The following is a 22,721-nucleotide window of genomic DNA, read 5'->3' on the forward strand; positions in this document are numbered from 1 at the left end:
GTCCCGCTGTCCGGCCCCGCTATCCGGCCCCGCCGGATTCCGCCGCGCACCCCCGCTCCCGCTCCGTCGAGTACAGGTGGCTGTCGCGGAACTGCGAGGCGCCCAGCGTGCGGCCGACCATGATGACCGCCGTACGGACCACGCCCGCCGCCTTCACCTGGTCCGCGATGTCGGACAGCGTGCCGCGCAGCACCAGTTCGTCGGGGCGCGAGGCCATCGCGACGACCGCGGCGGGGCAGTCGGCGCCGTAGTGCGGCAGGAGTTCGCCGACGACCCGGTCCACGTAGCGGGCCGCGAGGTGCAGGACCAGGAGCGCGCGGCTGCGGCCCAGCGTCGCCAGGTCCTCGCCCTCGGGCATCGCGGTGGCCTGCTGGGCGATGCGGGTGAGGATCACGGTCTGGCCGACGGTGGGGACGGTCAGTTCGCGCTTGAGGGCGGCGGCCGCGGCGGCGAACGCCGGTACACCGGGGACGACCTCGTACGGCACGCCCGCCGCGTCCAGGCGGCGCATCTGCTCCGCGACGGCGCTGAAGACGGACGGGTCGCCGGAGTGCAGCCGGGCCACGTCGAGGCCCGCTTCGTGGGCGCGGACCAGTTCGGCGGTGATCTGGTCGAGGTCCAGGTTCGCGGTGTCGACCAGGCGGGCGCCTGGCGGGCACTCGGCGAGCAGCTCGCGCGGCACCAGGCTGCCCGCGTACAGGCACACCTCGCAGCGGGCCAGCAGCCGGGCGCCGCGCAGCGTGATCAGGTCGGCGGCGCCCGGTCCGGCGCCGATGAAGTGGACGGTCACTGTGCGTCTCCAGGGGCAGAGGGGGCGGCAGGGGCGGCAGGGGACAAGGGCTTCGTGACCGACCACTGGGTGACCGGCATGGCCTGCCGCCAGCCGGTGAAGCCGCCCACCGGTACGGCGTGCGCGACGGCGAGCCGGACGAGTTCGCCGCCGTGGCGCCGGTACCAGCCGGCGAGCAGCGCCTCGGACTCCAGCGTGACGGTGTTGGCGACCAGCCGGCCGCCCGGCGGCAGCGCCGCCCAGCACGCCTCCAGGAGGCCGGGCGCGGTCAGCCCGCCGCCGATGAACACCGCGTCGGGCGCCGGAAGTCCGGCGAGCGCTTCGGGAGCGGGCCCGGTGACCACGCGCAGCGCCGGTACGCCGAGGGCGTCCGCGTTACGGGTGATGCGCCCGGCCCGTACGGCGTCCCGCTCGACGGCGACGGCGCGGCAGGTGCGGTGCGTACGCATCCACTCGATGCCGATGGAACCGGAGCCGCCGCCGATGTCCCACAGCAGTTCGCCGGGGGCGGGGGCGAGGGCGGCGAGGGTGGCGGCCCGTACGTGACGCTTGGTCAGCTGGCCGTCGTGCTCGTACGCGGCGTCGGGCAGGCCGGGGGCGGCGGCGAGGCGGAGGGCGTCCGGGGCGCGGACGCAGTCCAGGGCGATGACGTTGAGCGGGTCGATGCGGTCGGAGGCGGACGGCGGCCAGTCCTCCGCCGTGCCCTCGGCCTGCCGCTCGTCCGGGCCGCCGAGCTGCTCCAGTACGCGCATACGGGTCGGCCCGAAGCCGCGCTCGCGCAGCAGCGCGGCGACCTCGGCGGGAGTCTCGGCCCCCGCGGACAGGACAAGCAGGCGGCGGCCGTCGTGCAGGGCGCCCGCCAGACCCGCCAGGGGGCGGCCGACCAGGGTGACGACCTCCGTCTCCTCGACCGGCCAGCCGAGCCGGGCACACGCGTACGAGACAGAGGACGGATGCGGCAGCACGCGCGGCGGCGGTGCACCGGCCTCGGCCAGCACCTCGGTGAGCGTCCGCCCGATCCCGTAGAACATCGGGTCGCCGCTGGCCAGTACGCACACCTCGCGCCCGGCGTGCGCGGCGAGCAGCCCCGGCACGGCGGGCCGCAGCGGCGTCGGCCACGGGACCCGTTCACCGGCGCACGCGGCGGGCAGCAGGGCGAGCTGCCGGGCGCCGCCGACCACCGTCTCCGCGCCGCGCAGCGCCTCCCGGGCGGCGTCCGGCAGCCCGTCCCAGCCGTCGGCGCCGATGCCGACGACGGTGACGCGGGCAGGGGGAAGCGGCGCGGACGCTGCGGGCGGGGCGGTGCTCACTGCCGGTTACCTCGGGGCTTCGGGTGGGTCGGTGGTCGTGCGGGGCGGTAGGACAGGACCGGCGGACGGGAAAGTCAACCGGGCGCGGACACCCGGCCGGCGCGTTTCAAGGGTAAGAGGCCGTGTCCTGCGGCCTCACCGGCGGGCTCTCGGCACCGGTTCGCACGGCGCCCGCAGAACCGCTTCCGAATTCGTTTCACGGGCGCATAATTGGCTACTCCTAGTAATCGTGGATTCACCGAGCGAAGCTCTTCGGTGGAAGCACGGCACGGGCACCAAGGGAAGGCGCTGCGATCATGGACACAGTGGAACGCGCGACGGCGGACGGGACGATCACCGACGCGGAGGCCGCACGGGACGAACTACGGGACGCGCTGGCCGGAGTGGGCATCACCCTGCCGTCCCTGGGGCTGGACGGGCCTTCACTGGCCTCCGACGCACCCCGCCCGCTCGTCGAACTGGGGCGCTGCGCCCCCGAGGTCGCCCGGCGGCTCGCCACGGCCCTGCGCCGCACGCCCCGAGACCGGTGAACGCGCCGCGGGGCGGCCCGCGCGTCGGCCGGGCCGTCCGCACGGCGTACCGCACTCACCGCTTTGACCAGCAACAATGCGCCGTCCGGCGGTAATGACAACGGTCACCGGTGCAGCCTTTGGATCTCGGGGCGAAGTGCGGTTTGCTTCCTGGCGCACGTCCTTGAGGACGCCCCAGGAAGGAGCGCGCCCATGACCGAGCACGCCCACACCGCCGACGCCGCCTCCGGGCACCCGCCCGACGCCCACGGACCGGCGCCCGCCCACTCGCACGAGCCCGGACACGAACACGGACACGGGCCGGGACACGGGCACTCCCACTCCCACTCGCACGCTCTCTCACCGGACGCCGACCGCCGCTGGCTGCGGGCCGCGCTCACGCTGATCACCGTGTTCATGGCGGTGGAAGTGGTGATCGGCTTCCTGGCGCGCTCACTGGCGCTGATCTCCGACGCCGCCCACATGCTCACCGACGCCGCCTCCATCGTGCTGGCGCTGGTCGCGATGCGGCTGGCCGCCCGGCCGGCGCGCGGCGGCTACACGTACGGCCTCAAGCGCGCCGAGATCCTGTCCGCGCAGGCCAACGGCATCACGCTGCTGGTGCTGTCGGTCTGGCTCGGGTACGAGGCCATTGCCCGCCTCGTCTCGCCGCCCGAGGTCACCGGCGGCCTGGTCCTGGTCACCGCGCTCGCCGGGGTGGTCGTCAACATCGCCGCCGCCTGGTGCATCTCCAAGGCCAACCGCAGCAGCCTGAACGTCGAGGGCGCCTACCAGCACATCCTGACCGACCTGTTCGGCTTCATCGCCACCGCCGTCGCCGGTGCGGTCGTGCTGACCACCGGCTTCGCGCGAGCCGACGCCATCGCCTCGCTCGTCGTGGTCGTCCTGATGCTGCGCGCTGGCACCGGGCTGGTCCGCGAGTCCGGGCGGATCTTCATGGAGGCCGCGCCGAGCGGGGTGGACCCGGACGCGCTGGGCGACCACCTCGTCGAGGCGGACCAGGTCGTCGAGGTCCACGACCTGCACATCTGGGAGATCACCTCCGGCGAACCCGCGCTGTCCGCGCACATCCTGGTAGCGCCGGGCGGCGACTGCCACGCCGTACGCCGCAGCCTGCACGAACTGCTGAGCCTGAAATACGGCATCACCCACGCCACCCTCCAGGTCGACCACGTGGGCGAACAGGCGGCGCCCGGCGAGGTCCTGCACATAGCGGCGGGCCCGGACGCCGCCGCCCTCGCGTCCCCGCACTGCGAGGACACCCACGGGCCCGTGCACCGGCCGGGACCGCACGACCACTGAAAGGCGGCGGCACCGGAAGGTGGCGGCACTAGAAGGTGGCGGCACTAGAAGGTGGCGACCGTCTTGCCCTGCGCGTGTCCCGTACGGCTCAGCTCCAGCGCCTCCGGGATGTCCTCCAGGGCGATCTCGCTCCCGATGGGCACGGTCAGCCGCCCCGCGTCGAGCTGCCCGGCGAGGATCTCCAGCAGCTGCGGCGAGGGCCGGTTCTGGAAGTTGAAGCCGCGCAGGTTGTGCTCGGTCAGGACGTCGGCGTCGGCCGACCCGACGGTGGAGACGGCCGTGCCGCCGTCCCGTACGGTCCGGGTCGCCTCGCCGAACGCGGCCGGCCCGCCGACCAGGTCCAGCAGCACGTCCACGCCGTCCGGGTGGGCGGCGAGCACCTGGTCGGCCACCGGCCCCACCGCGTGGTCCACCGTCTCGGCGGCGCCCAGGGTGCGCATCAGGTCCGCCAGGGCCGGCCGCGCGGTGACGATGACCTCGGCGCCCCGGCCGGCCGCCAGCTGGGTCGCGAACGTGCCGACGCCCCCGGTCCCGCCGATGATCAGCACCCGCCTGCCCTCGCCGACGCGGGTCTCCTCCATGAGGTTGTACGCCGTCGTCCCGGCCGTGGGTACGGCGGCGGACGTCGCGTACGTGACGCTGCGCGCGGCGCCGGCCAGCGACTTCTCCTCGGCCGTCGCGAACTCCGCGTACGAGCCGCCGCCCCGCTCCGGCCGCTGGAACTGGCCGAACACCGCGTCACCCACCTGGAAGCGGCGCACGCCCGCGCCGACGCCGACCACCTCGCCGGCGCCGTCCGACCCCAGGACGAGCGGGAAGGAGTGTGGCACCGCGTCCTTGAACAAGCCGTCGGCGATCTTCCAGTCGACCGGGTTGAGCCCGGCCGCGGACATCCGCACCAGGACCTCGCCGGGTCCGGGCTCCGGCTCCGGCACGTCCATGAGCTGGGGTTGTTCGCCGAATGCGGTGACTGCTACGGCCTTCATCGTCGCGCTCCCTTCCACCCGTGCGGCCCACCCTCCCGACCGATGGCAGGGCAAGGGACACTGCCGTCAATGCGGCGCCCGCCACGGCCCGCTTTCGGGGTGAACTGGCGCCACGTTGACGACGGCCCCCAGGATCGTAAGCACGGGTGCGGTGCGGTGCGCGGCAGGACGAGGGGCGGTGCCCCGGAAGCAACTCGTACGGCCCCCCGCCGAAGAGGTGCCGCCACCGGCCGCGTTTGCCGCGCGGCCCGGCCGGTTACCCGTCCTCGTCATGAGCGGCAAAAGCGGCGGCGCGGACGACACACGCACCATCAAGGCGGGGCGGCGCACGGTCGGCATCAGCCGTCCCGGCAAGGTCCTCTTCCCGGACGACGGGATCACCAAGGGCGACCTGGCCGAGCACTACAAGGCGGTCGCCCGGCGCGCGGTCCCGCACCTGCGCGACCGGCCGCTGATGATGGAACGGCACCCCGACGGCATCGGCGGCAAACCCCTGATGCAGAAGAACGCGCCCGACCACTTCCCCGACTGGGTACGGCGTTCCGTACAGGCCAAGGAGGGCGGCAAGGTCACCCACGTCGTCTGTGACGACGCGGCGACCCTCGTCTACCTCGCGGACCAGGCCAGCGTCACCGTCCACCGCTGGCTCTCCCGCGAACACCGCCCCGACCACCCCGACCTGCTGATCTTCGACCTCGACCCGGCCGAGGGCGCGGACTTCGAGGACGTACGGTGGACCGCCCACCGCGTCTGCGACCTGTGGGACGAACTGAAGCTGTCCGCCCGCCTGATGACCACCGGGTCGCGCGGCCTGCACGTCATCGCGCCGCTGGACGCCGGAGCCGACTTCGACACGGTGCGCGACTTCGCCCACCTGGCCGCCGAACGCCTCGCCGCCCGCCACCCCGACCGGCTCACCACCGAGCAGCGCAAGGCCGCGCGCGGCGGCCGCGTCTACCTGGACGTGCAGCGCAACGCGTACGCGCAGACCGCGGTGGCGCCCTATTCCGTACGGGCCAAGCCGGGCGCGCCGGTGGCCACCCCCATCACCCGCGACGAACTGGACGACCCCGAACTGACGGCACAGCGGTGGACGGTGTCCACCATCCCCGACCGGCTCGCCGAGGCCGACCCCTGGTCGGGCCTGTCCTGGCGCGGGCGCTCGGTGCGGGCGGCACGGGAGCGGCTGGAGGAGCTGGCCGACTAGGGAGTTTCGGGGGGCAGGCCCGTTTGCGCGCATAAGGCGACCGGCTCCGGGGCGCGGGCTTCAATGGACCAATGATCCGGTTCGAGTCCGTCTCCAAGCGCTACCCGGACGGCACCACCGCCGTCGACGGCCTCTCCTTCGAGGTCGCCGAAGGCGAGCTGGTGACGCTGGTCGGGCCGTCCGGCTGCGGCAAGACGACCACCATGAAGATGGTCAACCGGCTCACCGACCCGACCGGCGGCCGCATCTTCGTCGAGGGCCGCGACATCGCGCAGGCCGACCCCGTACGCCTGCGCCGCCGCATCGGCTACGTCATCCAGCAGACCGGCCTCTTCCCACACCGCACGGTCCTCGACAACACCGCCACCGTCCCCTACCTGACCGGCTGGAAGAAGCCGAAGGCCCGCGCGCGGGCCGCGGAACTCCTGGAGCTGGTGGGCCTGGACCCCGCCGTCCACGGGCCGCGCTACCCGGACCAGCTCTCCGGCGGCGAGCGGCAGCGCGTCGGCGTGGCCCGCGCGCTGGCCGCCGATCCGCCCGTCCTGCTGATGGACGAGCCGTTCGGCGCCGTGGACCCCGTCGTCCGCGACCGGCTCCAGAAGGAGTTCCTGCGGCTCCAGGCGTCCCTGCACAAGACGGTGCTGCTGGTCACCCACGACATCGAGGAAGCGGTCCGGCTCGGCGACCGCATCGCGGTCTACGGGCAGGGCCGGATCGAGCAGTACGACACCCCGGCCGGCGTGCTGGGCGCGCCCGCCTCCCCGTACGTCGCCGAGTTCGTCGGCACCGACCGGGCCCTGAAACAGCTGTCGGTCACCGGCATCGAACCGGGCGACCTGGAGCACCCGCCCTTCGCCCGCCTCGGCGAGCCCGCCGCCGAGGCCGCGGCCCGGCTGCACGCGGAAGGCGCCCGCTGGGCCGTCGTCCTGGACGACGAGGGCGGGCTGCACGGCTGGGTGGGCACGGAGGAGTCCGCAGGCGCGCCGGGAAACGTTTCGGCGCACGCGCGCCGGATGGAGGCGTGGGTCCCGGTCGGCGGCTCCCTCAAGGACGCGTTCAGCGAGATGCTCAAGTACGACGCGGGCTGGGTCGCGGTCGTGGACGGCCCCCGCTTCCTCGGCGTGCTGACCCCGGTCACGCTGCACGAGGCACTGCGGCGCGCGATCGGGTCGGACGAACAGGGCGTGCCGCGCGAGGAGGCGGAGGTCGACTCGGTGCCCACGGATTGAGACCCCGGTCCGGAAGGCCCGTACGCGGACGGCCTGGCCGGATACGGGCCTGACGGCACCCCGGAACAGTGGCTAGTGCTGCCGGGGGAGGACCCTCGCCCGCCAGGGCAGCTGCCCTCCCGGCGGCACGTACCGGAGCGTTCCCTGGTCGTCGGTCACCGCCGTGAATCCGGCCGCCCGGAGCATGGCGGCGTTCCTTTCCTTGTAGCGCCGGTTGACGACGATCCCGACGGGCAGGAGGGCCATCAACACGGCCCAGCCGACGGCGGCCCCGACGAGAGCGGTGGGGTGCGCACGGAACCGGAAGGCGAAGGCCCCGGCCAGCAACGTGAACGCGACGCCCGCAAACCACAACATCTGCTTCTCGGTCAGCCTGGAGGACAGGTCGTAGGCGATGCGCGCCTTGAAGAGCCGGACCTCCTCGGGCGCGACGGGCGGCAACGCGCCGCCGTCAGCGGCCCCGGGATACCGAGCCCGGTTACGGGCGGCCCGCTCGCGGGCCTCCGGGCGGGGGTCGGGCACGAGCGTCATCACGTACCCGTCACCGCGCGGCCCGGCACCCTGCCCCACGTGGGCGTAGTCGTACCCGAACTGCTGAGCCAGCGCGCCGAGTCGGGCGAGCTTGCGCATCGACGCCATGGCGCTGGTGACGTGAACGGGCTCCCCGCTCGCCATCCGCCCCAGCATCTTCCGCACACTTCGCTTGCTCACCAGCGCCCCCTCACATCCCCTGTATTTCCCACAATGCCATGAGAGCAAAGAACTTGGGCCGTTTCGGACCCGGACGTCCGCAGGTCGTCCCGCGTCCGCAGGCCGTACCGCGTCCGCAGGTCGTCCCGCGTCCGCAGGCCGTACCGCGTAGCAGCCTGCCGGGTGTGCCCGTGCCCGCTGGATGCGGCGGCCTTTGTGGGGACTACAGCAGGCCCTTCGACCTCAAGTAGTCCGACGCCACGTCCTCGGGCAGCCGCCGCCAGCTGTCCACCCGCTGGTTCAGCCGCGCCAGGTCCTCCGTGGTCAGCACGGAGTTGAGCTTGCCCAGCGCGGCGGCGACGCGCGCGCTGCCCGCGCGGGCCCGGTTGACCACCGGGACGACGTAATCCGCGTTCTGGAGCTTCTTGTCGTCGGCGAGGAAGACCAGCCCGAACTGCTCCACCGTCGCATCGGTGCTGGTCGTCAGCACCATCTGGTCCTGCCCGTTCTGCACGGCCTGCTTGGCGGGCGTGGTGCCCACCCCCTTCGGGTCGACGGCCGTGACGTCGATGCCGTACGTCCGTCTCAGGCCCGGCGCGCAGAACGGCCGCTGCACGCATTCGTCGCCCGCCGCCAGCCGCACCGGCAGTTTGGACCGCCCCAGGTCGCTGAGCGTCTTCAAGCGGTGCTGCTTCGCGTAGGCAGCGGTGACGGCGAAGGCGTTCTGGTCGACGGCCCGGCCCGGCGGCAGCACGGTCAGGCCCCGGGGCCCGGCGAGGTTGCGCAGCACCTTCATCGTCGTGCCGAGGTCAGGGGAGGCGACGGGGTCGGCGTCGGCGCCCTTGGTCTTGGCGTTCAGCCAGTCGGCGAAGGTCGCGGCGTACTCGGGGACGACGTCGATCTGGCCGCTCTCCAGGGACGGTTCGTACAGCTCCCGGTTGCCGACGGTGAGGATGTCGGTCCCGTAGCCGGCCTTGCCGAGCAGCGCCGCGTACATCCGGGCCAGCAGCTCGCTCTCGGTGAAGCCCGCCGAGCCGATCGACAGGTGGCGGCTGTCGCCGGGCGGCGCGGTGACCTGGCCGCGGTTCTCCAGGGAGGGGCCGGTGGCACAGCCGGCGGCGGACGACGACACCAGCAGCGCCGCCGCGCACACCCGTACGCCCCACCACGGCCCCATCGCACCCGCCCCCGCGCACATCCGTACGCCCCGCCGTCCCCTCATCGCGCCCGCCCCCGCACCCAGGACGGGCCCAGCCGCCGCACTCCCTCGAAGACCGCCTCCATCAGCAGCGCGAACGCCGCCACGATCACCGCGCCCGCGACCACCTGCGGCGTGCTGGCCAGGTTGAACCCCGCGGTGATGATCCGGCCGAGCCCGCCACCGCCGACCAGCGCGGCCAGCGTCGCAGTCGCGACCAGCTGCACCGCGGCGATCCGTACGCCCGTCAGCACCAGCGGGAACGCCAACGGCACCTCCACCCGCCACACCAGCTGCCCGCCGGACATCCCCATCCCGCGGGCGGCCTGCACCACGTCCCGGTCCACCGCGCGCATCCCCACGTAGGCGTTGGTCAGCAGCGGCGGGATCGCGAACAGCACCAGCGCGATGAACGTCGGCCAGTCGCCGTGCCGCCCCAGCGGCGTGAGCAGGAGCAGCACCAGCACCGCGAAGGTGGGCACGGCGCGGCCGACGTTGGCCAGGTTGACCGCCAGGGCCCCGCCGCGGCCGAGGTGCCCGAGGGTGACGGCGACGGGCAGCGCGATCAGGCAGCTGGCGAGCAGGCAGCCGAGGGTCAGCAGCAGGTGTTCGGCCAGGCGGTGCCAGACGCCGTTCTCACCCGCCCAGTTCGCGCCCGTGGCGAGCCAGGTCCAGACGTTCGCGAGGGTCTTCATGCGTGCCGCCAAGGAGTGAGCAGCCGCTCCAGCCCCAGCAGCAGCACGTCGAAGACGACAGCGATGACGACACACAGCACGGAAGCGGTCAGCACCTGCGCCTTGAAGAACGAGTTCATCCCGGCGTAGATCAGGTTGCCCAGACCGCCGTGGCCGACGATCGCGCCGACCGTCGTAAGCGCGACGGCGGAGACGGTCGCGATACGCAGCCCGGCCATCGCGGCGGGCAGCGCCAGCGGCAGTTCGACTGCCAGCAGCTGCCGCAGCGGCCCGTATCCCATGCCGCGGGCCGCCTCCCTCGCCTCCTCCGGTACGCCCTCCAGCCCCGCCAGGATGTTCCGCACAAGGAGCGTGAGGGAGTACAGCGCCAGGCCCACGACGACGAGGGTCGCGGACAGCCCGTACAGCGGCAGCAGCAGCGAGAACATCGCCAGCGACGGCACCGTGTAGAGCACGGTGGTGAGGCCGAGGACCGGACCCGCCGCCCAGCGCCACCGGCGCGCGGCCAGCGCCAGCGGCAGCGCGATCACCAGGCCGAGCAGCACGGAGACCACGGTGAGGTGCAGGTGCTGGAGGACCGCTTCGAGGAGGATGTGGCGGCGGGTGGCCAGGTAGTCGCCGCAGATCCAGTCGTTGCGGGCCAGGCAGTCGTCCGGAGGCGCGGTCACGGTACGAGTCCACCCCGGCGCGGGGCGGGGTGTCCTGCCGGGCGGGCCGGACGGGTGAGGGGGCCGCCCCTGGATGCCCTCGTACGCCCTCGCGAGTGTCTTCTTTGGGGGTCTGCGGCCTTACAGGTGCGGGGTGGGGCCGTACCGCTTGCGGGACGGGCCGGGCGACGGCCGCGCCGAGGGAGCGGCGGACGGCACCGAGGCCGCTCCCGGCCGCTTCGGCGGCGCGTGCGCGGCCTCCACGTCCTGCGGGAACGTCAGCCGGCGGCTCTGCCACTCCAGCGCCGGCGCCACCTCGCGCCGCCAGGTCGAGAACTGGTGGCTGCCGCGCGGCAGGATGATCGAGTCGACGGTCATCGGGGGCTTCACCGCGCGGATGAACCGCAGGGTGCCGGCGTAGTTCGGTTCGCCCAGGCGGCTGCTGGACACCAGCGCGGAGACCTGCGGCGCGGGCAGGTTCCGCAGCCGCCACAGCAGGTCGTGCCCGCGCTGCCGCCGGTCGCCCTCGGCACCGCTGCCGAACAGCTTGCCGGTCGTCAGGTCGTCCTGGATGGCGTACTCGCCGGACAGCGAGACGGCAGAGGTGTAGACGCCGGGACTGCGCATGGCCAGTTGCAGCGAACACGTACCGCCGGACGAGTAGCCGAAGGCGCCCCAGGCACTCGGATCGTGGCCGACCCGGTAGGCCGCCTTGAGGGACTCCGGCAGGTCCTTGGTGAAGAAGGTCTCGGCCTGCGGCCCGCCCGGCACGTCCACGCACTCGGTGTCGCGCGGCGGCGCGATCGTCGGCCGCACCATGACGAGCACGGTCGGCTGCATCCGGCCCGCCGCGATCAGCCGGCCCGCGGTCTGCGGGATCCGGAGGTGCTGGGCGAGGTTCATGATGCCGCCCGGGTAGCCGCTGATGACGACCGAGACGGGGAAGCGCTGGCGGCGGAACTGGTGCTGGTAGTACTGCGGCGGCAGGTAGACGAAGGCCGGGTTGATCACGCGCGTACGGCGCCCGACGATCCGTACGGACTCCACCTTGCCGACCTCTTCGGGAGCCCCCTCCGGCAGGCCGGACACCCGGTCCAGCCCCTGCGGGCCCGCGGGCTGCACCAGGCCGCCGCGGAGACTGCCCGCGTCGGCGTACCGCGCGCCGCCGCCCTCGTTCACCGCCACCGGCGCCTGCTCGGTCCTGCCCAGCAGCTCGTCCCAGCTGCTGTAGAACTCGAAGCTGGCGTTCACCGCGAGGGCGAGCGTACAGACGATGGCCACCTGGGTGACGACGATGGACCCGAGCCTGCCCAGTACGGGCAGCACGCCGCGCCGGGACAGCCGCGGCCAGAGCCACACCGTGAGGGTCACACAGACCACGGCCAGCGTAACCACCGCGGCTTCGAGCGACTGACTGGTCAGCCCCATGCGCTCACATCTCCCGTCACCCGTACGAGGGTTGCCCGGTTCAGCCGGGCCGCCGCCAGGGTCAACGGGCGGCCCGGCCTATGGTCACCGCGCGCGCCGCGGACGTTCCGTCTCCGGGAGCGCGGGCGGCCCGCCTCCTACCGGGCCCGGCCCACGTCCCGCGCGGCCCGCGGCCCGCCCGCCCTCCGCGTGACGTGGGCGAACGGCCATCCGAGCCGGTACGGAACGATCACGCCACGCACCGCCGACGCCGCGTCACCGCACTGTCTCCGCACGCACGTCCGACAGTTCAGGCTGCCGCCCCCACCCCGCCGCGCGCCCCTCCGGCCCGCCGTCGCGGACCCGCCCGCCTTCCCCGCCTTTACGCCACCCCCGGCAACAAAACACCCAAACGGGGCATGCGGTGAGACACGCGGGGTCCCACGATGGGACCGGGCCAGGCGGCTACCCTTACGTGTCCGGCCTGGTCAGGGACATGTCCGCGCTTCTAGGACATTCGCCGCACCCCACACACGCTAGAGAGGTACGCCGATGGGCATTCGGAGTCTGCTGCGCAACGCTTTCGGTCGCTCCAAGGCGGCCCGCGAAGAATCGAACGCGGCGGAGAGCGGCGATCGGACGCCGGAAGCGGCGACGATCCCGGAGGCCCGCGAGGAGGCCGCCCCGGCACCCGCCGCCCCCCGCGACCCCGCCGTCCCCACCGCACGCACCGCCCCCGCCGACGCGCCGACCGCGTCCCTGCCCGCCCAGGGCACCCCGGCCGACCGCACCCCGGACGACACCCCCTCCGCCGAGGCCCCCCGCCCCGCCACCGTCCCGGCCCCCTCCCAGGAGCCGGTCTCCGACCTCGTCACCCAGGCCTTCGACACCCCGAAGCCGGAGCGTACGGAGGAGGCCGGGACCGCCAAGCCGGAGAGCGCGGCCGCCAAGCCGGAGCCGGAGGCGGAGGCCGCGGCGAAGCCGGAGCCGGAGGCCGCGGTTGCCGAGCCGGAGCCCGAGCCGGAGACCAAGCCCGAGCCGGAGCCCGTCGCGGTCACCGAGCCCGTCGCGGTCACCGAGCCCACCACGGAATCCGCCTCCGCCCCCGAGCCCGCCCCCGAGCCCGCCCCCAGCGTCTCCCTCGCCAAGGTCGAGTCGCAGGCCCCCGGCCTGGTCAGCCTCTACAAGGCGGCGCGGGTCTCCCTCGAAAAGCAGGGGCTCGGCACCCAGCGCGCGGCCGTCTACCTGGTCCTCGACCGCTCCGGCTCGATGCGCAACTACTACAAGGACGGCACCGTCCAGCACCTGGCCGAGCAGGCCCTCGGCCTCTCCGCCAACCTGGACGACGACGGCACCGTACCCGTCGTCTTCTTCTCCACCGACGTGGACGGCACCGCCGAAATCGACCTGGCCAACTACGAGGGCCGTGTCGAGGAGTTGCACGCGGGCCTCGGCCACATGGGCCGTACGAACTACCACTGGGCCATCAACGCCGTGATCGAGCACTACGAGAAGTCCGGCGCGACCGACCCCGCCTTCGTCATCTTCCAGACCGACGGCGCCCCCACCTCCAAGCCGGCCGCCGAGAGGGCCCTCTGCGAGGCCGCGAAGCTGCCCATCTTCTGGCAGTTCGTCGGCTTCGGCGACCCGGACGCCAAGGGCTTCGACTTCCTCCGCAAGCTGGACGACCTGGCCGTGCCCGAGAAGCGCGTGGTGGACAACGCGGGCTTCTTCCACGCCGGCCGCGACCCCAGGTCCCTCGCCGACGCCGATCTCTACCAGCAGCTCATGGTCGAGTTCCCCGAGTGGCTCATCGAGGCCCGTACCGCGGGCATCCTCCCTTCCTGACCACTCGAACCCCCCTCCTGACCACCCGAACTCCCCTTTCACCGGCCGCGGCCGGGCCGGTCGGCCCCGCCGCGGCCGGTGCTGTGTCCAAGGCCCGGGGCGGCACTGTCAGCGCCGTGTGCAAAGGTGTTACGGCAATCACCACACGGGGTGGAGACCAGCGGGGGTCCGCGTAAGAAGAAGTGGAAAACGCATGAGCATGCCGCCACAGCCGCCACAGCCCGGTCACGGGTACGGGGGCGCGCCGCAAGGCCCGTACGGACAGCCGCAGGCTCCTTACGGGCAGCCGCAGGCGCCGTACGGCGCGCAGCAGCCGGCCGGGGGCCCGGCGCCTTACGGGCAGCAGCCGCCGGCGCCGGGGTACGGGGGTTGGGGCGGCCCGCCGCCGATGGGGCCTCCCATGGGCCCGCCGCCTCCGCCGAAGAGCAACACCGGGAAGGTGCTGGGCATCATCGGCGGCGTGGTGGCGCTCGCCGTGGTCGGCACGATCGTGGCGGTGGTCGCCACGAACGGCGGTGGTGGCGGTGCCGACGCGGGTCCCAAGTACAAGACGGTCGTGCCGAAGGCGCTGCTGGGCGGGGAGTACACCCTGGCGAAGGACCTGAGCGACTCGGTGGGCGCGAAGGTGCCGAACGACGGGGCGTACGCGCGCAACATGAAGGTGGCGGGCGGTCAGTACTCGTCCGGGGCGAAGGCCCTGGTGCTGATGACGATGTACGGGGACATCAGCGACCCGCGCCAGACGGTCAACTCCACCATCTCCGGGATGAAGAAGGGTGACGGGGCCGAGGTCGCCGTGCCCAACTCCAAGTACAACCCGGGCGGCTCCAAGGATTCGGTGGACTGCGGCGTCATGGTGAAGCGCCAGATGGGCCAGAAGATCACCGTGCCGTTCTGTATATGGGCGGATTCGAGCACGACGGGCAACGTTCTGGAGACGGACGGGGAGCACATCGACACCGACCCCTACTCGGTCGACCTGAACGCGCTCGCGCAGAAGACGTTGAAGATCCGCGGCGAGGTGCGGGTCCCGCTCGACGGGGAGGCGAAGGCGGCGGGCGGCCGACAGGCAGCGGCGCGGCCCGGCGCCTAGGCTGGACGGGTGCTGCGGCCGCCCGCATCGCGGGGTGGCCGCCGGCCGTCGAGTCGCGGAGGCGGGTCGTTATGAGCCAGAGCCGGAACCGGAGCCGCAACCAGAGCCAGCACCAGAGCCGGCACCGGACGACGCAGGAGCAGACCGGTACGGCCGGGGCGCCGGATCCCCGGCGGTGGTGGGGCCTGGTCGTCATCGCGTTGGCGCAGCTGATGGTGGTGCTGGACGCGACGATCGTCAACATCGCGTTGCCCTCCGCGCAACGCGAGCTGCATATGTCGGACGCCAACCGGCAGTGGGTCATCACGGCGTACACACTCGCGTTCGGCGGCCTGCTCCTGCTGGGCGGGCGGATCGCCGACCTGGTGGGGCGCAAGCGGGCCTTCACGGTGGGGCTCGTCGGGTTCGCGGTGGCGTCGGCGCTGGGTGGCGCGGCCACCGGGCAGGGCTTGCTGTTCGGTGCGCGTGCGCTGCAAGGCGTGTTCGCGGCGCTGCTCGCGCCGTCCGCGCTGTCGCTGCTGACGACGACGTTCACGGACGGGAAAGAGCGGGGCAAGGCGTTCGGCATCTACGGCGCCATCGCCGGCGGCGGCTCGGCCATCGGGCTCATCGCGGGCGGCCTGCTGACCGAATACCTGGACTGGCGCTGGTGCCTGTACGTGAATGTGCCGATAGCGCTCATAGCGCTCGTCGGGGCGTGGGTCTTCCTGCACGACCACCGCGGGCACGGCGGTGCCCGGCTGGACGTGCCGGGCGTGCTGCTGGGGTGCGGCGGGCTGGTCGCGATCGTCTACGGGTGCAGTGAGGCGCAGCCGCGGGGGTGGGGGGACGGGCTGGTCATCGGCCTGCTGGTGGGCGGAGCGGCGCTGCTGGCGCTCTTCACCTGGTGGCAGGGGCGGGCGCGGTACCCGCTGCTGCCGCTGCACGTCGTACGGGACCGGAACCGTGCCGGGGCGTTCCTGACCATGGGCCTGGCGGTCATCGCCATGTTCGGGATGTTCCTCTTCATGACGTATTACCTCCAGGTGATCCTGGGGTATTCGCCGGTGAAGACCGGCCTGGCGTTCCTGCCGATGACCGTGGCGATCATCTTCGGGTCGACGCAGATATCCGCCCGGCTGCTGCACCGCCTCCCGCCGCGTGTCCTGATGGTCCCGGGGACGGTGCTCGCCGCCGCGGGGCTGTTCTACCTGACGTTCCTGACCGCCGAGCCCGCGTACGTGTCCCACGTACTGCCGGCCGAACTGCTGGTCGGCCTCGGCATGGGCCTGATCTTCATGCCGGTGATGGCCACGGCCACGTCCGGGGTTGCGCCGCAGGACTCCGGGGTGACGTCCGCGACCGTCAACACGGCGCAGCAGGTGGGCGGTTCGATCGGTACGGCGCTGCTCAACACGATCGCCACGTCGACGAGCGCGACGTACATCGGCAGCCATCTGGCGAACGCGGCGAAGGAGGCGGGCGGGCGCCTCACGCCGGGGATGCGGGAGGGCGTCGTGAAGGACGGGGTCGTGCACGGGTTCACGGTAGCGATCGGGTGGGGCGCGGGGATCATGCTGCTGGCGGCGGTGGTCGCGGGCGTCATGGTGAACGGGAAGGCGTCCGGGCGCGCGCCGGGCGCCGAGGCACCCGGGGCGGCCCCGGAGGACGCGGAAGCGCCCACCCGGTAGCCGGCGCCGCAGCGCGCTGCCGCGCCCTCCCGTACGCCCGCCGCCCCCGCACCCCCGCCTGAGTACTCTGGCCCCGTGTTCTCCTCCCAGGGCCCGACGCTCCGCGAGCTGACCGTACAGGCGCTCTCCTCCGTGGAGCGCGGCTACGACCTGCTGGCCCCGAAGTTCGATCACACGCCCTTCCGCACGCCGGACCGGATCCTCGACGCGACCGCCGAGGCGCTGCGCGGCCTCGGACCGTTCGCCTCGGGTCTCGACGTCTGCTGCGGCACCGGCGCGGGCCTGGGCGTACTGCGGTCGCTGTGCCGGGAGCAGGTCACCGGGGTGGACTTCAGCGCCGGCATGCTGGCCGCGGCCCAGCAGACCGGCAGGGCCGACGACACCGGCAGGGCCGACGAGACGGACAGGGCCGACGACACCGGCAAGGCCGCGGCAGCTCCTCCCGGCACCGTGGCCTCCGGCACCGCGCCCCCCGCCACCCGCTACGTCCGGGCCGACGCCCGCGCCCTCCCCTTCACCGACGGCTTCGACCTCGCGGTCACCTTCGGCGCGCTCGGCCACTTCCTGCCCGGCGAACGCGCCGCGGTCTTCGCCGGCGTCCACCGGGCGCTGCGCCCGGGCGGCATGTTCGCCTTCCCGGTCGCCGCGCCCCCGCACCCGCGCTCCGCGCTGTACTGGACGCTGGCCGGCTTCGACGCGGCGATGCGCGTACGCAACCTGCTGTGGCGTCCGCCGTTCGTCATGTACTACCGGACCTGCCCGCTGCGCGACGTACGCGCCGACCTGCTCGCCGCGGGCTTCGCCGTCGGCCTCCACCCGGTGCCGGGGGCCGCCCGCCGCCCCGACGGCAGCCCCGGCTGGCGACTGCTGGTGGCACGCAAGGAAACCGCCCGCCGTGACGATCTCGCACCGCAAAACGGGTCGCGGCGGCCTCAGGGACGTCCAGTACGATATTGACGTTCCGTAGAACAAAACCTCACTCACCGTAGCGACTTGGGAGCAGCCGGCAATGGCTCGACACCTCATCACCAGCGCCCTTCCGTACATCAACGGGATCAAGCACCTGGGCAACATGGTGGGGTCCATGCTCCCGGCCGACGTGTACGGGCGGTATATGCGCCAGCGCGGCCACGAGGTGCTCTACATCTGCGCGACGGACGAGCACGGCACGCCTGCCGAGCTGGCCGCGAAGGACGCCGGCCAGTCGGTCGCCGCGTTCTGCGCCGAGCAGCACGAAGCGCAGAAGGCCATCTACGACGGCTTCCACCTGCGATTCGACCACTTCGGGCGCAGCTCTTCGCAGCAGAACGTGGAGCTGACCCAGCACTTCGCGCGCAAGCTCCACGAGAACGGCTTCATCGAGGAGCGGGCCATCCGCCAGGTCTTCTCGGTCGCCGACGACCGCTTCCTGCCGGACCGCTACATCGTCGGCACGTGCCCGCACTGCGGTTACGACAAGGCCCGCGGCGACCAGTGCGAGAACTGCACCCGCGTCCTGGACCCGACCGACCTGATCGACGCCCGTTCGGCGATCAGCGGCAGCAGCGACCTGGAGGTGCGCGAGACCAAGCACCTCTTCCTGCTCCAGTCCAAGCTCCAGGGCGAGGTCGAGCAGTGGATCGACGACAGCAGCGAGGACTGGCCGACGCTGGCGTCGTCCATCGCCCGCAAGTGGCTGACCGAGGGCCTCCAGGACCGGGCGATCACCCGTGACCTGGAGTGGGGCGTCCCGGTCCCGGCCGACGTGTGGCCGGAGCTGGCCGCCGAGGGCAAGGTCTTCTACGTCTGGTTCGACGCGCCGATCGAGTACATCGGCTCGACGAAGGAGTGGGCGGACGCCGACCCGGCCAACCGCGACTGGAAGTCCTGGTGGTACGAGGCCGACGACGTGCGCTACACGGAGTTCATGGCCAAGGACAACGTCCCGTTCCACTCGGTGATGTTCCCGGCCACCCAGCTCGGCACCCGCGAGCCCTGGAAGAAGGTCGACTTCCTCAAGGCGTTCAACTGGCTGACGTACTACGGCGGCAAGTTCTCCACCTCGCAGCGGCGCGGCATCTTCACCGACGCGGCGCTGGAGCTGCTGCCCGCCGACTACTGGCGCTACTTCCTGATCGCCAACGCGCCGGAGTCCGACGACACGTCCTTCACCTGGGAACTGTTCTCCTCCTCGGTCAACAAGGACCTGGCCGACACCCTCGGCAACTTCGTCAACCGGGTGCTGTCCTTCTCCCGCAAGCGCTTCGGCGACGAGGTGCCGGCGGGCTCGGCGGCCGGAGAGGCCGAACACAAGCTGGGCGAGCAGATCGCCGAGCTGCTGGCGGAGTACGAGGGCCACATGGAGGCCCTCCAGTTCCGCAAGGCCGCGGCGGCCCTGCGCGCGCTGTGGAGCGCGGGCAACTCCTACCTGGAGGAGAAGGCCCCCTGGCTGGAGATCAAGACCGACCAGGAAGCGGCGGCGCTGACGCTGCGGACCGCGATGAACCTGATCCACCTGTACGCGATCGTCTCGGATCCGTTCATCCCGGCGGCCGCGAAGGCGATGCGCGGCGCGTTCGCCCTGGACGGCGACACGGCGGCCTGGGTCACGGCGGACGAGGCCCGCGCCCTGTCCTCGGTCCCGGCGGGCACCGCGTTCACCGTACCGCCGGTGCTCTTCGCCAAGATCACGGAAGACGACCTGGAGACGTACCGGGAGCGGTTCGGGGCGGCGGAGTAGGCAGGCCGACGACATAGGACGAGGGCCCGGAACCGGTCACCGGTTCCGGGCCCTCGGCATCCGCGGGCGGCGCCTACGCGGACGTACCGCCGGTGCCGCCAGTCCCGCCGTACGGGTGCCAGCCCGCCGTCCGTACGGTGAAACCCATCGGCTCCGGCAGGGGAATCTCCTGGCCGAAGATGCCCTTCGCGGTCTCGACGTAATGGCGGCCGTCGAGCTGGAGGATGTGCCAGGTGGCGTCGTTGGGGTCAACGATCAAGTAGACGGGGATTCCGGCCTCGGCGTAGCGCTCGCGCTTGTCCTCCCAGTCCCGCTTGATGGCCGTACGGGTGGTGGAGACCGTCTCGACGACGGCGAGGACGATCTGCGCGGGCCAAGGCGCCGGGGTGTGGCGTACGAAGGTGCGTCCGGGGAGATCGTGGAAGTGACCAGGGTTCGCCTGCACGACAATTTCGCCGTCGAGCAGTTCGGCACGCAGACCGCCCGGCACGTCCAGTTCGCGCCACCTCTTGATGAGTGCGTTGCTGTCCACCGGAGGTCCTTTCAAGACACCGTCCTGCGGAGGTGCCGATCAGGTACGAGCTCTTCACCCGCGGTAGTTCCTCTTGTCGAGGAGAAGATCGAAGTCGCCGCGCGCACCCCGCTCCCTGAGCTGTGCGGGCGCTATAGCTCGACCACGCCGCTTGACCACCTCCGCCAAAGCCATGTTGACGGTGTCCTCCTTGGTCTTCGTGCCGAGGAGCTTCGCGGCTTCCGCCAGCGCCTCGTCGTCGACCTCCAGCCGAAGCTTCGCCATGCCTCAGTGCACCCAGTCCTTCAGCGGCTCGGTGTCCAGGTCGATGCCCACCGGGTCCGGCAGGGTGACCGTCTTCCCGAATGGCACCGTCAGAAGCATCTCGTAGCGGCCGCCATCGGGCTGCGAGTGCACCTTGACCTCGCTGGTGTCCCGGTCGATCAGCAGGTACACCGGGATGCCGGTCTCGGCGTATGCCTTCGGCTTCTCCACGCGGTCCCGGCGATTGGTGTCGTGGTCGCGGGACGTGACCTCGACGGCCATGAGCACTCCGTCGGCATCCGCCCACTCGCCCTGGCCGACGAAGTTGTCGCTCGGCGCGAGGCAGACGTCGGGGCGGGCATTGCCGTTACGGTACGTCTCAACCCGCAGGCCCTGGTCTCCATGCAGCCACCAGTCGGCGTTGGCCTGCATACACAAGCGTGTCAGCCACTGGATGATCCGCCCGTGATCGCCGTCCGGCAACGACTTTTCCCCGATCTTCCCGTTGATGAATTCCAGACGCAGCGCCTCTTCCACGCGCACAGCGAGGCGAGCCAGCTCCTCGAACTGCTCCTGGCTCAGGACACTCGCGTGCTTCTCAACGACGCCCACGTCGGTCTCCTCCGGGATCGGTGGTGCTTTCCACCGTACGTCTTCCCTGTACACCACGACCGGAGTCTCCGCGAGCTGCGTCATACCCGGAGCGTGGCACGCGAAAAGGCCCGCGATCATAAGATCGCGGGCCCATCACTCGTACGTATGAACTACTTCACCTGCGGCTTACGGATCGACAGGTGCAGCTCCTTCAACCGCGCCTCCTCGACCTCCGTCGGGGCGCCCATCAGCAGGTCCTGGGCGTTGCCGTTGAGGGGGAAGGCGATGGTCTCGCGGATGTTGGGCTCGTCGGCGAGGAGCATGACGATGCGGTCGACGCCGGGGGCGATGCCGCCGTGCGGCGGGGCGCCGAACTTGAAGGCGCGGAGCATGCCGCCGAACTCGGCCTCGACGGTTTCCTTGTCGTAGCCGGCGATGGCGAACGCCTTGTACATGACGTCCGGCTCGTGGTTGCGGATGGCGCCGGAGGACAGCTCGACGCCGTTGCAGACGATGTCGTACTGCCAGGCGAGGATGTCCAGCGGGTCCTTGGTCTCCAGCGCCTCCAGGCCGCCCTGCGGCATGGAGAACGGGTTGTGGGAGAACTCGATCTTGCCGGTGTCCTCGTCCTTCTCGAACATCGGGAAGTCGACGATCCAGCAGAAGCGGAACTCGTCCTCGACGAAGTGGCCGGTGCGCTTGGCCGCCTCGACGCGGACCGCGCCCATGATCTTGGAGACCTCGTCGAACTCGCCGGCGCCGAAGAAGATCGCGTGGCCGGGCTTGGCGTCCAGGGCGGTCAGCAGCGCCTTGACGTCGTCCTCGGTGAGGAACTTGGCGATCGGGCCGGTCAGCGCGTTCTCGTCGCCGACGCGGACCCAGGCCAGGCCCTTCGCGCCCTGCTGGACGGCGAAGTCACCCATCTGGTCGAAGAACTTGCGCGGCTGGTCGGCGGTGTCCGGTACGGCCAGGGCGCGCACGTGCTTGTCGGCGAACGCCTTGAAGCCGGAGCCGGCGAAGACGGACGAGACGTCGACGAGCTCCAGCTCGGCGCGGAGGTCCGGCTTGTCGGAGCCGTACTTGAGCATCGACTCGCGGAAGGGGATGCGCGGGAAGGGCGAGGTGACCGTGCGGCCGCCGCCGAACTCGGTGAAGAGCTCGGTCATCAGCTTCTCGATCGGGCCGAAGACGTCCTCCTGCTCGACGAAGCTCATCTCGACGTCGAGCTGGTAGAACTCGCCCGGCGAGCGGTCGGCGCGGGCGTCCTCGTCGCGGAAGCAGGGCGCGATCTGGAAGTAGCGGTCGAAGCCCGCGATCATCAGCAGCTGCTTGAACTGCTGCGGGGCCTGCGGCAGCGCGTAGAACTTGCCGGGGTGCAGACGGGACGGGACGAGGAAGTCGCGGGCGCCCTCGGGGGAGGTCGCGGACAGGATCGGCGTCGCCATCTCGTTGAAGCCGAGCGCGGTCATCTTGTGCCGGATGGCGGAGATGACGGCGGTACGCAGCATCAGGTTGCGGTGCATGCGCTCGCGGCGCAGGTCGAGGAAGCGGTATTCGAGGCGCTTCTCCTCGTTGACCCCGTCCTCGGCGTTGATCGTGAAGGGGATCTGCTCGGCGGCGCCGAGCACCTCGACGGCCGTGACCTCGATCTCGATCTCGCCGGTCGGCAGGTCGGGGTTGACGTTGTCGGCACCGCGCGCGCTGACCTTGCCGTCGATCCGTACGACGGATTCCTTGGTCAGGGAGCCGAGCGCCTCGTTGGCGGGGGTGCCGGGGCGGGCGACGAGCTGGACCAGGCCGTAGTGGTCGCGCAGGTCGATGAAGAGGATGCCGCCCAGGTCACGTCGATTGTGCAGCCAGCCGCTGAGGCGGACGTCGGTGTCGACGTCCGCGGCTCGGAGCTCGCCACAGTTATGGGACCGGTACCGATGCATCGCTCATCCAAGTCGTCGCAAGTTGGAGGGTGAGTTTCCTGTAACCGCTCCAGGTTACCGGTCACCCCAAGGCTCTCGTTTGACATATGCACGCCAA

The 22,721-nt window shown here is 72.0% G+C and carries 21 protein-coding genes; 9 read left to right on the plus strand and 12 right to left on the minus strand.

From position 1 onward, the window contains the following. Nucleotides 1-19 precede the first annotated feature (19 nt). Both cobM and cbiE read right to left on the minus strand, forming a co-directional pair. Nucleotides 20-790, minus strand: a complete 771-nt coding sequence (gene cobM / locus ACH4OW_RS06420; protein WP_398025425.1) for a precorrin-4 C(11)-methyltransferase — start codon at nt 788-790, stop codon at nt 20-22. Beyond that, the gene (gene cbiE / locus ACH4OW_RS06425) at nt 787-2,100 is read right to left on the minus strand and encodes a precorrin-6y C5,15-methyltransferase (decarboxylating) subunit CbiE (protein ID WP_398025428.1); all 1,314 of its coding nucleotides are present in this window, start codon (nt 2,098-2,100) and stop codon (nt 787-789) included. Before cbiE ends, cobM begins: the two co-directional genes overlap by 4 nt. A gap of 296 nt (nt 2,101-2,396) precedes the next feature. On the opposite strand from cbiE, the gene ACH4OW_RS06430 reads away from it, so the two are divergent. Both ACH4OW_RS06430 and ACH4OW_RS06435 read left to right on the plus strand, forming a co-directional pair. Further along, entirely contained in the window at nt 2,397-2,630 is a 234-nt protein-coding gene (locus ACH4OW_RS06430; protein ID WP_398025430.1) for a hypothetical protein, read from the plus strand. 192 nt (nt 2,631-2,822) lie between these two features. Then, complete coding sequence (locus ACH4OW_RS06435) at nt 2,823-3,932, plus strand: cation diffusion facilitator family transporter (protein WP_398025432.1); 1,110 nt, start codon at nt 2,823-2,825, stop codon at nt 3,930-3,932. 44 nt (nt 3,933-3,976) lie between these two features. On the opposite strand, the gene ACH4OW_RS06440 is transcribed toward ACH4OW_RS06435, so the two are convergent. Continuing rightward, nucleotides 3,977-4,918, minus strand: coding sequence for an NADP-dependent oxidoreductase (locus ACH4OW_RS06440; protein WP_360136943.1), 942 nt, complete (start codon nt 4,916-4,918; stop codon nt 3,977-3,979). Nucleotides 4,919-5,189: 271 nt separating this feature from the next. On the opposite strand from ACH4OW_RS06440, the gene ligD reads away from it, so the two are divergent. Next, nucleotides 5,190-6,125, plus strand: coding sequence for a non-homologous end-joining DNA ligase (gene ligD, locus ACH4OW_RS06445; protein WP_398025434.1), 936 nt, complete (start codon nt 5,190-5,192; stop codon nt 6,123-6,125). A gap of 71 nt (nt 6,126-6,196) precedes the next feature. After that, nucleotides 6,197-7,354 (plus strand): betaine/proline/choline family ABC transporter ATP-binding protein, encoded by a 1,158-nt coding sequence (locus ACH4OW_RS06450; RefSeq protein ID WP_360136937.1) that lies wholly within the window; start codon nt 6,197-6,199, stop codon nt 7,352-7,354. Nucleotides 7,355-7,426: 72 nt separating this feature from the next. On the opposite strand, the gene ACH4OW_RS06455 is transcribed toward ACH4OW_RS06450, so the two are convergent. The 5 genes from ACH4OW_RS06455 to ACH4OW_RS06475 form a co-directional block, all read right to left on the minus strand. Continuing rightward, a complete protein-coding gene (locus ACH4OW_RS06455) occupies nt 7,427-8,065 on the minus strand; it encodes a hypothetical protein (protein ID WP_398025436.1) in 639 nt (212 codons plus the stop codon). A 202-nt stretch (nt 8,066-8,267) separates the two neighbouring features. Beyond that, entirely contained in the window at nt 8,268-9,266 is a 999-nt protein-coding gene (locus tag ACH4OW_RS06460; RefSeq protein ID WP_398025438.1) for an ABC transporter substrate-binding protein, read from the minus strand. Continuing rightward, a complete protein-coding gene (locus ACH4OW_RS06465; protein WP_360136931.1) occupies nt 9,263-9,937 on the minus strand; it encodes an ABC transporter permease subunit in 675 nt (224 codons plus the stop codon). The genes ACH4OW_RS06460 and ACH4OW_RS06465 overlap by 4 nt, the downstream gene beginning before the upstream one ends. Further along, the gene (locus tag ACH4OW_RS06470) at nt 9,934-10,605 is read right to left on the minus strand and encodes an ABC transporter permease (RefSeq protein WP_398025440.1); all 672 of its coding nucleotides are present in this window, start codon (nt 10,603-10,605) and stop codon (nt 9,934-9,936) included. The genes ACH4OW_RS06465 and ACH4OW_RS06470 overlap by 4 nt, the downstream gene beginning before the upstream one ends. Before the next feature lie 120 nt (nt 10,606-10,725). Continuing rightward, nucleotides 10,726-12,012, minus strand: coding sequence for an alpha/beta hydrolase (locus ACH4OW_RS06475; protein WP_398025442.1), 1,287 nt, complete (start codon nt 12,010-12,012; stop codon nt 10,726-10,728). Nucleotides 12,013-12,543: 531 nt separating this feature from the next. On the opposite strand from ACH4OW_RS06475, the gene ACH4OW_RS06480 reads away from it, so the two are divergent. From ACH4OW_RS06480 to metG, 5 genes are all read left to right on the plus strand, one after another. Next, the gene (locus ACH4OW_RS06480; RefSeq protein ID WP_398025444.1) at nt 12,544-13,839 is read left to right on the plus strand and encodes a VWA domain-containing protein; all 1,296 of its coding nucleotides are present in this window, start codon (nt 12,544-12,546) and stop codon (nt 13,837-13,839) included. A 193-nt stretch (nt 13,840-14,032) separates the two neighbouring features. Then, complete coding sequence (locus tag ACH4OW_RS06485; protein ID WP_398025446.1) at nt 14,033-14,932, plus strand: hypothetical protein; 900 nt, start codon at nt 14,033-14,035, stop codon at nt 14,930-14,932. A 71-nt stretch (nt 14,933-15,003) separates the two neighbouring features. Continuing rightward, nucleotides 15,004-16,602: an MFS transporter gene (locus ACH4OW_RS06490; RefSeq protein ID WP_398025447.1), complete on the plus strand. Its 1,599-nt coding sequence runs from the start codon at nt 15,004-15,006 to the stop codon at nt 16,600-16,602. Nucleotides 16,603-16,677: 75 nt separating this feature from the next. Further along, nucleotides 16,678-17,559, plus strand: coding sequence for a class I SAM-dependent methyltransferase (locus ACH4OW_RS06495; RefSeq protein WP_398025449.1), 882 nt, complete (start codon nt 16,678-16,680; stop codon nt 17,557-17,559). Between the two features lie 52 nt (nt 17,560-17,611). Further along, nucleotides 17,612-19,321, plus strand: coding sequence for a methionine--tRNA ligase (gene metG / locus ACH4OW_RS06500; protein ID WP_398025451.1), 1,710 nt, complete (start codon nt 17,612-17,614; stop codon nt 19,319-19,321). Nucleotides 19,322-19,394: 73 nt separating this feature from the next. Here the strand turns inward: metG and ACH4OW_RS06505 are convergent, their stop codons facing one another. The 4 genes from ACH4OW_RS06505 to aspS all read right to left on the minus strand — a co-directional run bounded on the left by ACH4OW_RS06505 (nt 19,395) and on the right by aspS (nt 22,624). Further along, on the minus strand, nt 19,395-19,853 hold the full coding sequence (locus tag ACH4OW_RS06505; RefSeq protein WP_398025453.1) for a Uma2 family endonuclease: 459 nt from the start codon (nt 19,851-19,853) through the stop codon (nt 19,395-19,397). Nucleotides 19,854-19,907: 54 nt separating this feature from the next. Continuing rightward, entirely contained in the window at nt 19,908-20,117 is a 210-nt protein-coding gene (locus ACH4OW_RS06510; RefSeq protein ID WP_398025455.1) for a type II toxin-antitoxin system VapB family antitoxin, read from the minus strand. Between the two features lie 3 nt (nt 20,118-20,120). After that, entirely contained in the window at nt 20,121-20,708 is a 588-nt protein-coding gene (locus ACH4OW_RS06515) for a Uma2 family endonuclease (RefSeq protein ID WP_398025458.1), read from the minus strand. 152 nt (nt 20,709-20,860) lie between these two features. Continuing rightward, nucleotides 20,861-22,624 (minus strand): aspartate--tRNA ligase, encoded by a 1,764-nt coding sequence (gene aspS, locus ACH4OW_RS06520; protein ID WP_398025460.1) that lies wholly within the window; start codon nt 22,622-22,624, stop codon nt 20,861-20,863. Between the last annotated feature and the right edge of the window lie 97 nt (nt 22,625-22,721).

Source organism: Streptomyces sp. NPDC017056 (assembly GCF_044332485.1).
Taxonomy (GTDB): domain Bacteria; phylum Actinomycetota; class Actinomycetes; order Streptomycetales; family Streptomycetaceae; genus Streptomyces.

Coding starts and splice junctions, on each gene's coding strand:
- ACH4OW_RS06430 (WP_398025430.1), top strand. CDS start 2,397: ATGGACACAGTGGAACGCGCGACGGCGGACGGGACGATCACCGACGCG.
- ACH4OW_RS06435 (WP_398025432.1), top strand. CDS start 2,823: ATGACCGAGCACGCCCACACCGCCGACGCCGCCTCCGGGCACCCGCCC.
- ACH4OW_RS06440 (WP_360136943.1), bottom strand. CDS start 4,918: ATGAAGGCCGTAGCAGTCACCGCATTCGGCGAACAACCCCAGCTCATG.
- ligD (WP_398025434.1), top strand. CDS start 5,190: ATGAGCGGCAAAAGCGGCGGCGCGGACGACACACGCACCATCAAGGCG.
- ACH4OW_RS06450 (WP_360136937.1), top strand. CDS start 6,197: ATGATCCGGTTCGAGTCCGTCTCCAAGCGCTACCCGGACGGCACCACC.
- ACH4OW_RS06460 (WP_398025438.1), bottom strand. CDS start 9,266: ATGAGGGGACGGCGGGGCGTACGGATGTGCGCGGGGGCGGGTGCGATG.
- ACH4OW_RS06465 (WP_360136931.1), bottom strand. CDS start 9,937: ATGAAGACCCTCGCGAACGTCTGGACCTGGCTCGCCACGGGCGCGAAC.
- ACH4OW_RS06475 (WP_398025442.1), bottom strand. CDS start 12,012: ATGGGGCTGACCAGTCAGTCGCTCGAAGCCGCGGTGGTTACGCTGGCC.
- ACH4OW_RS06480 (WP_398025444.1), top strand. CDS start 12,544: ATGGGCATTCGGAGTCTGCTGCGCAACGCTTTCGGTCGCTCCAAGGCG.
- ACH4OW_RS06485 (WP_398025446.1), top strand. CDS start 14,033: ATGAGCATGCCGCCACAGCCGCCACAGCCCGGTCACGGGTACGGGGGC.
- ACH4OW_RS06490 (WP_398025447.1), top strand. CDS start 15,004: ATGAGCCAGAGCCGGAACCGGAGCCGCAACCAGAGCCAGCACCAGAGC.
- metG (WP_398025451.1), top strand. CDS start 17,612: ATGGCTCGACACCTCATCACCAGCGCCCTTCCGTACATCAACGGGATC.
- ACH4OW_RS06510 (WP_398025455.1), bottom strand. CDS start 20,117: ATGGCGAAGCTTCGGCTGGAGGTCGACGACGAGGCGCTGGCGGAAGCC.
- aspS (WP_398025460.1), bottom strand. CDS start 22,624: ATGCATCGGTACCGGTCCCATAACTGTGGCGAGCTCCGAGCCGCGGAC.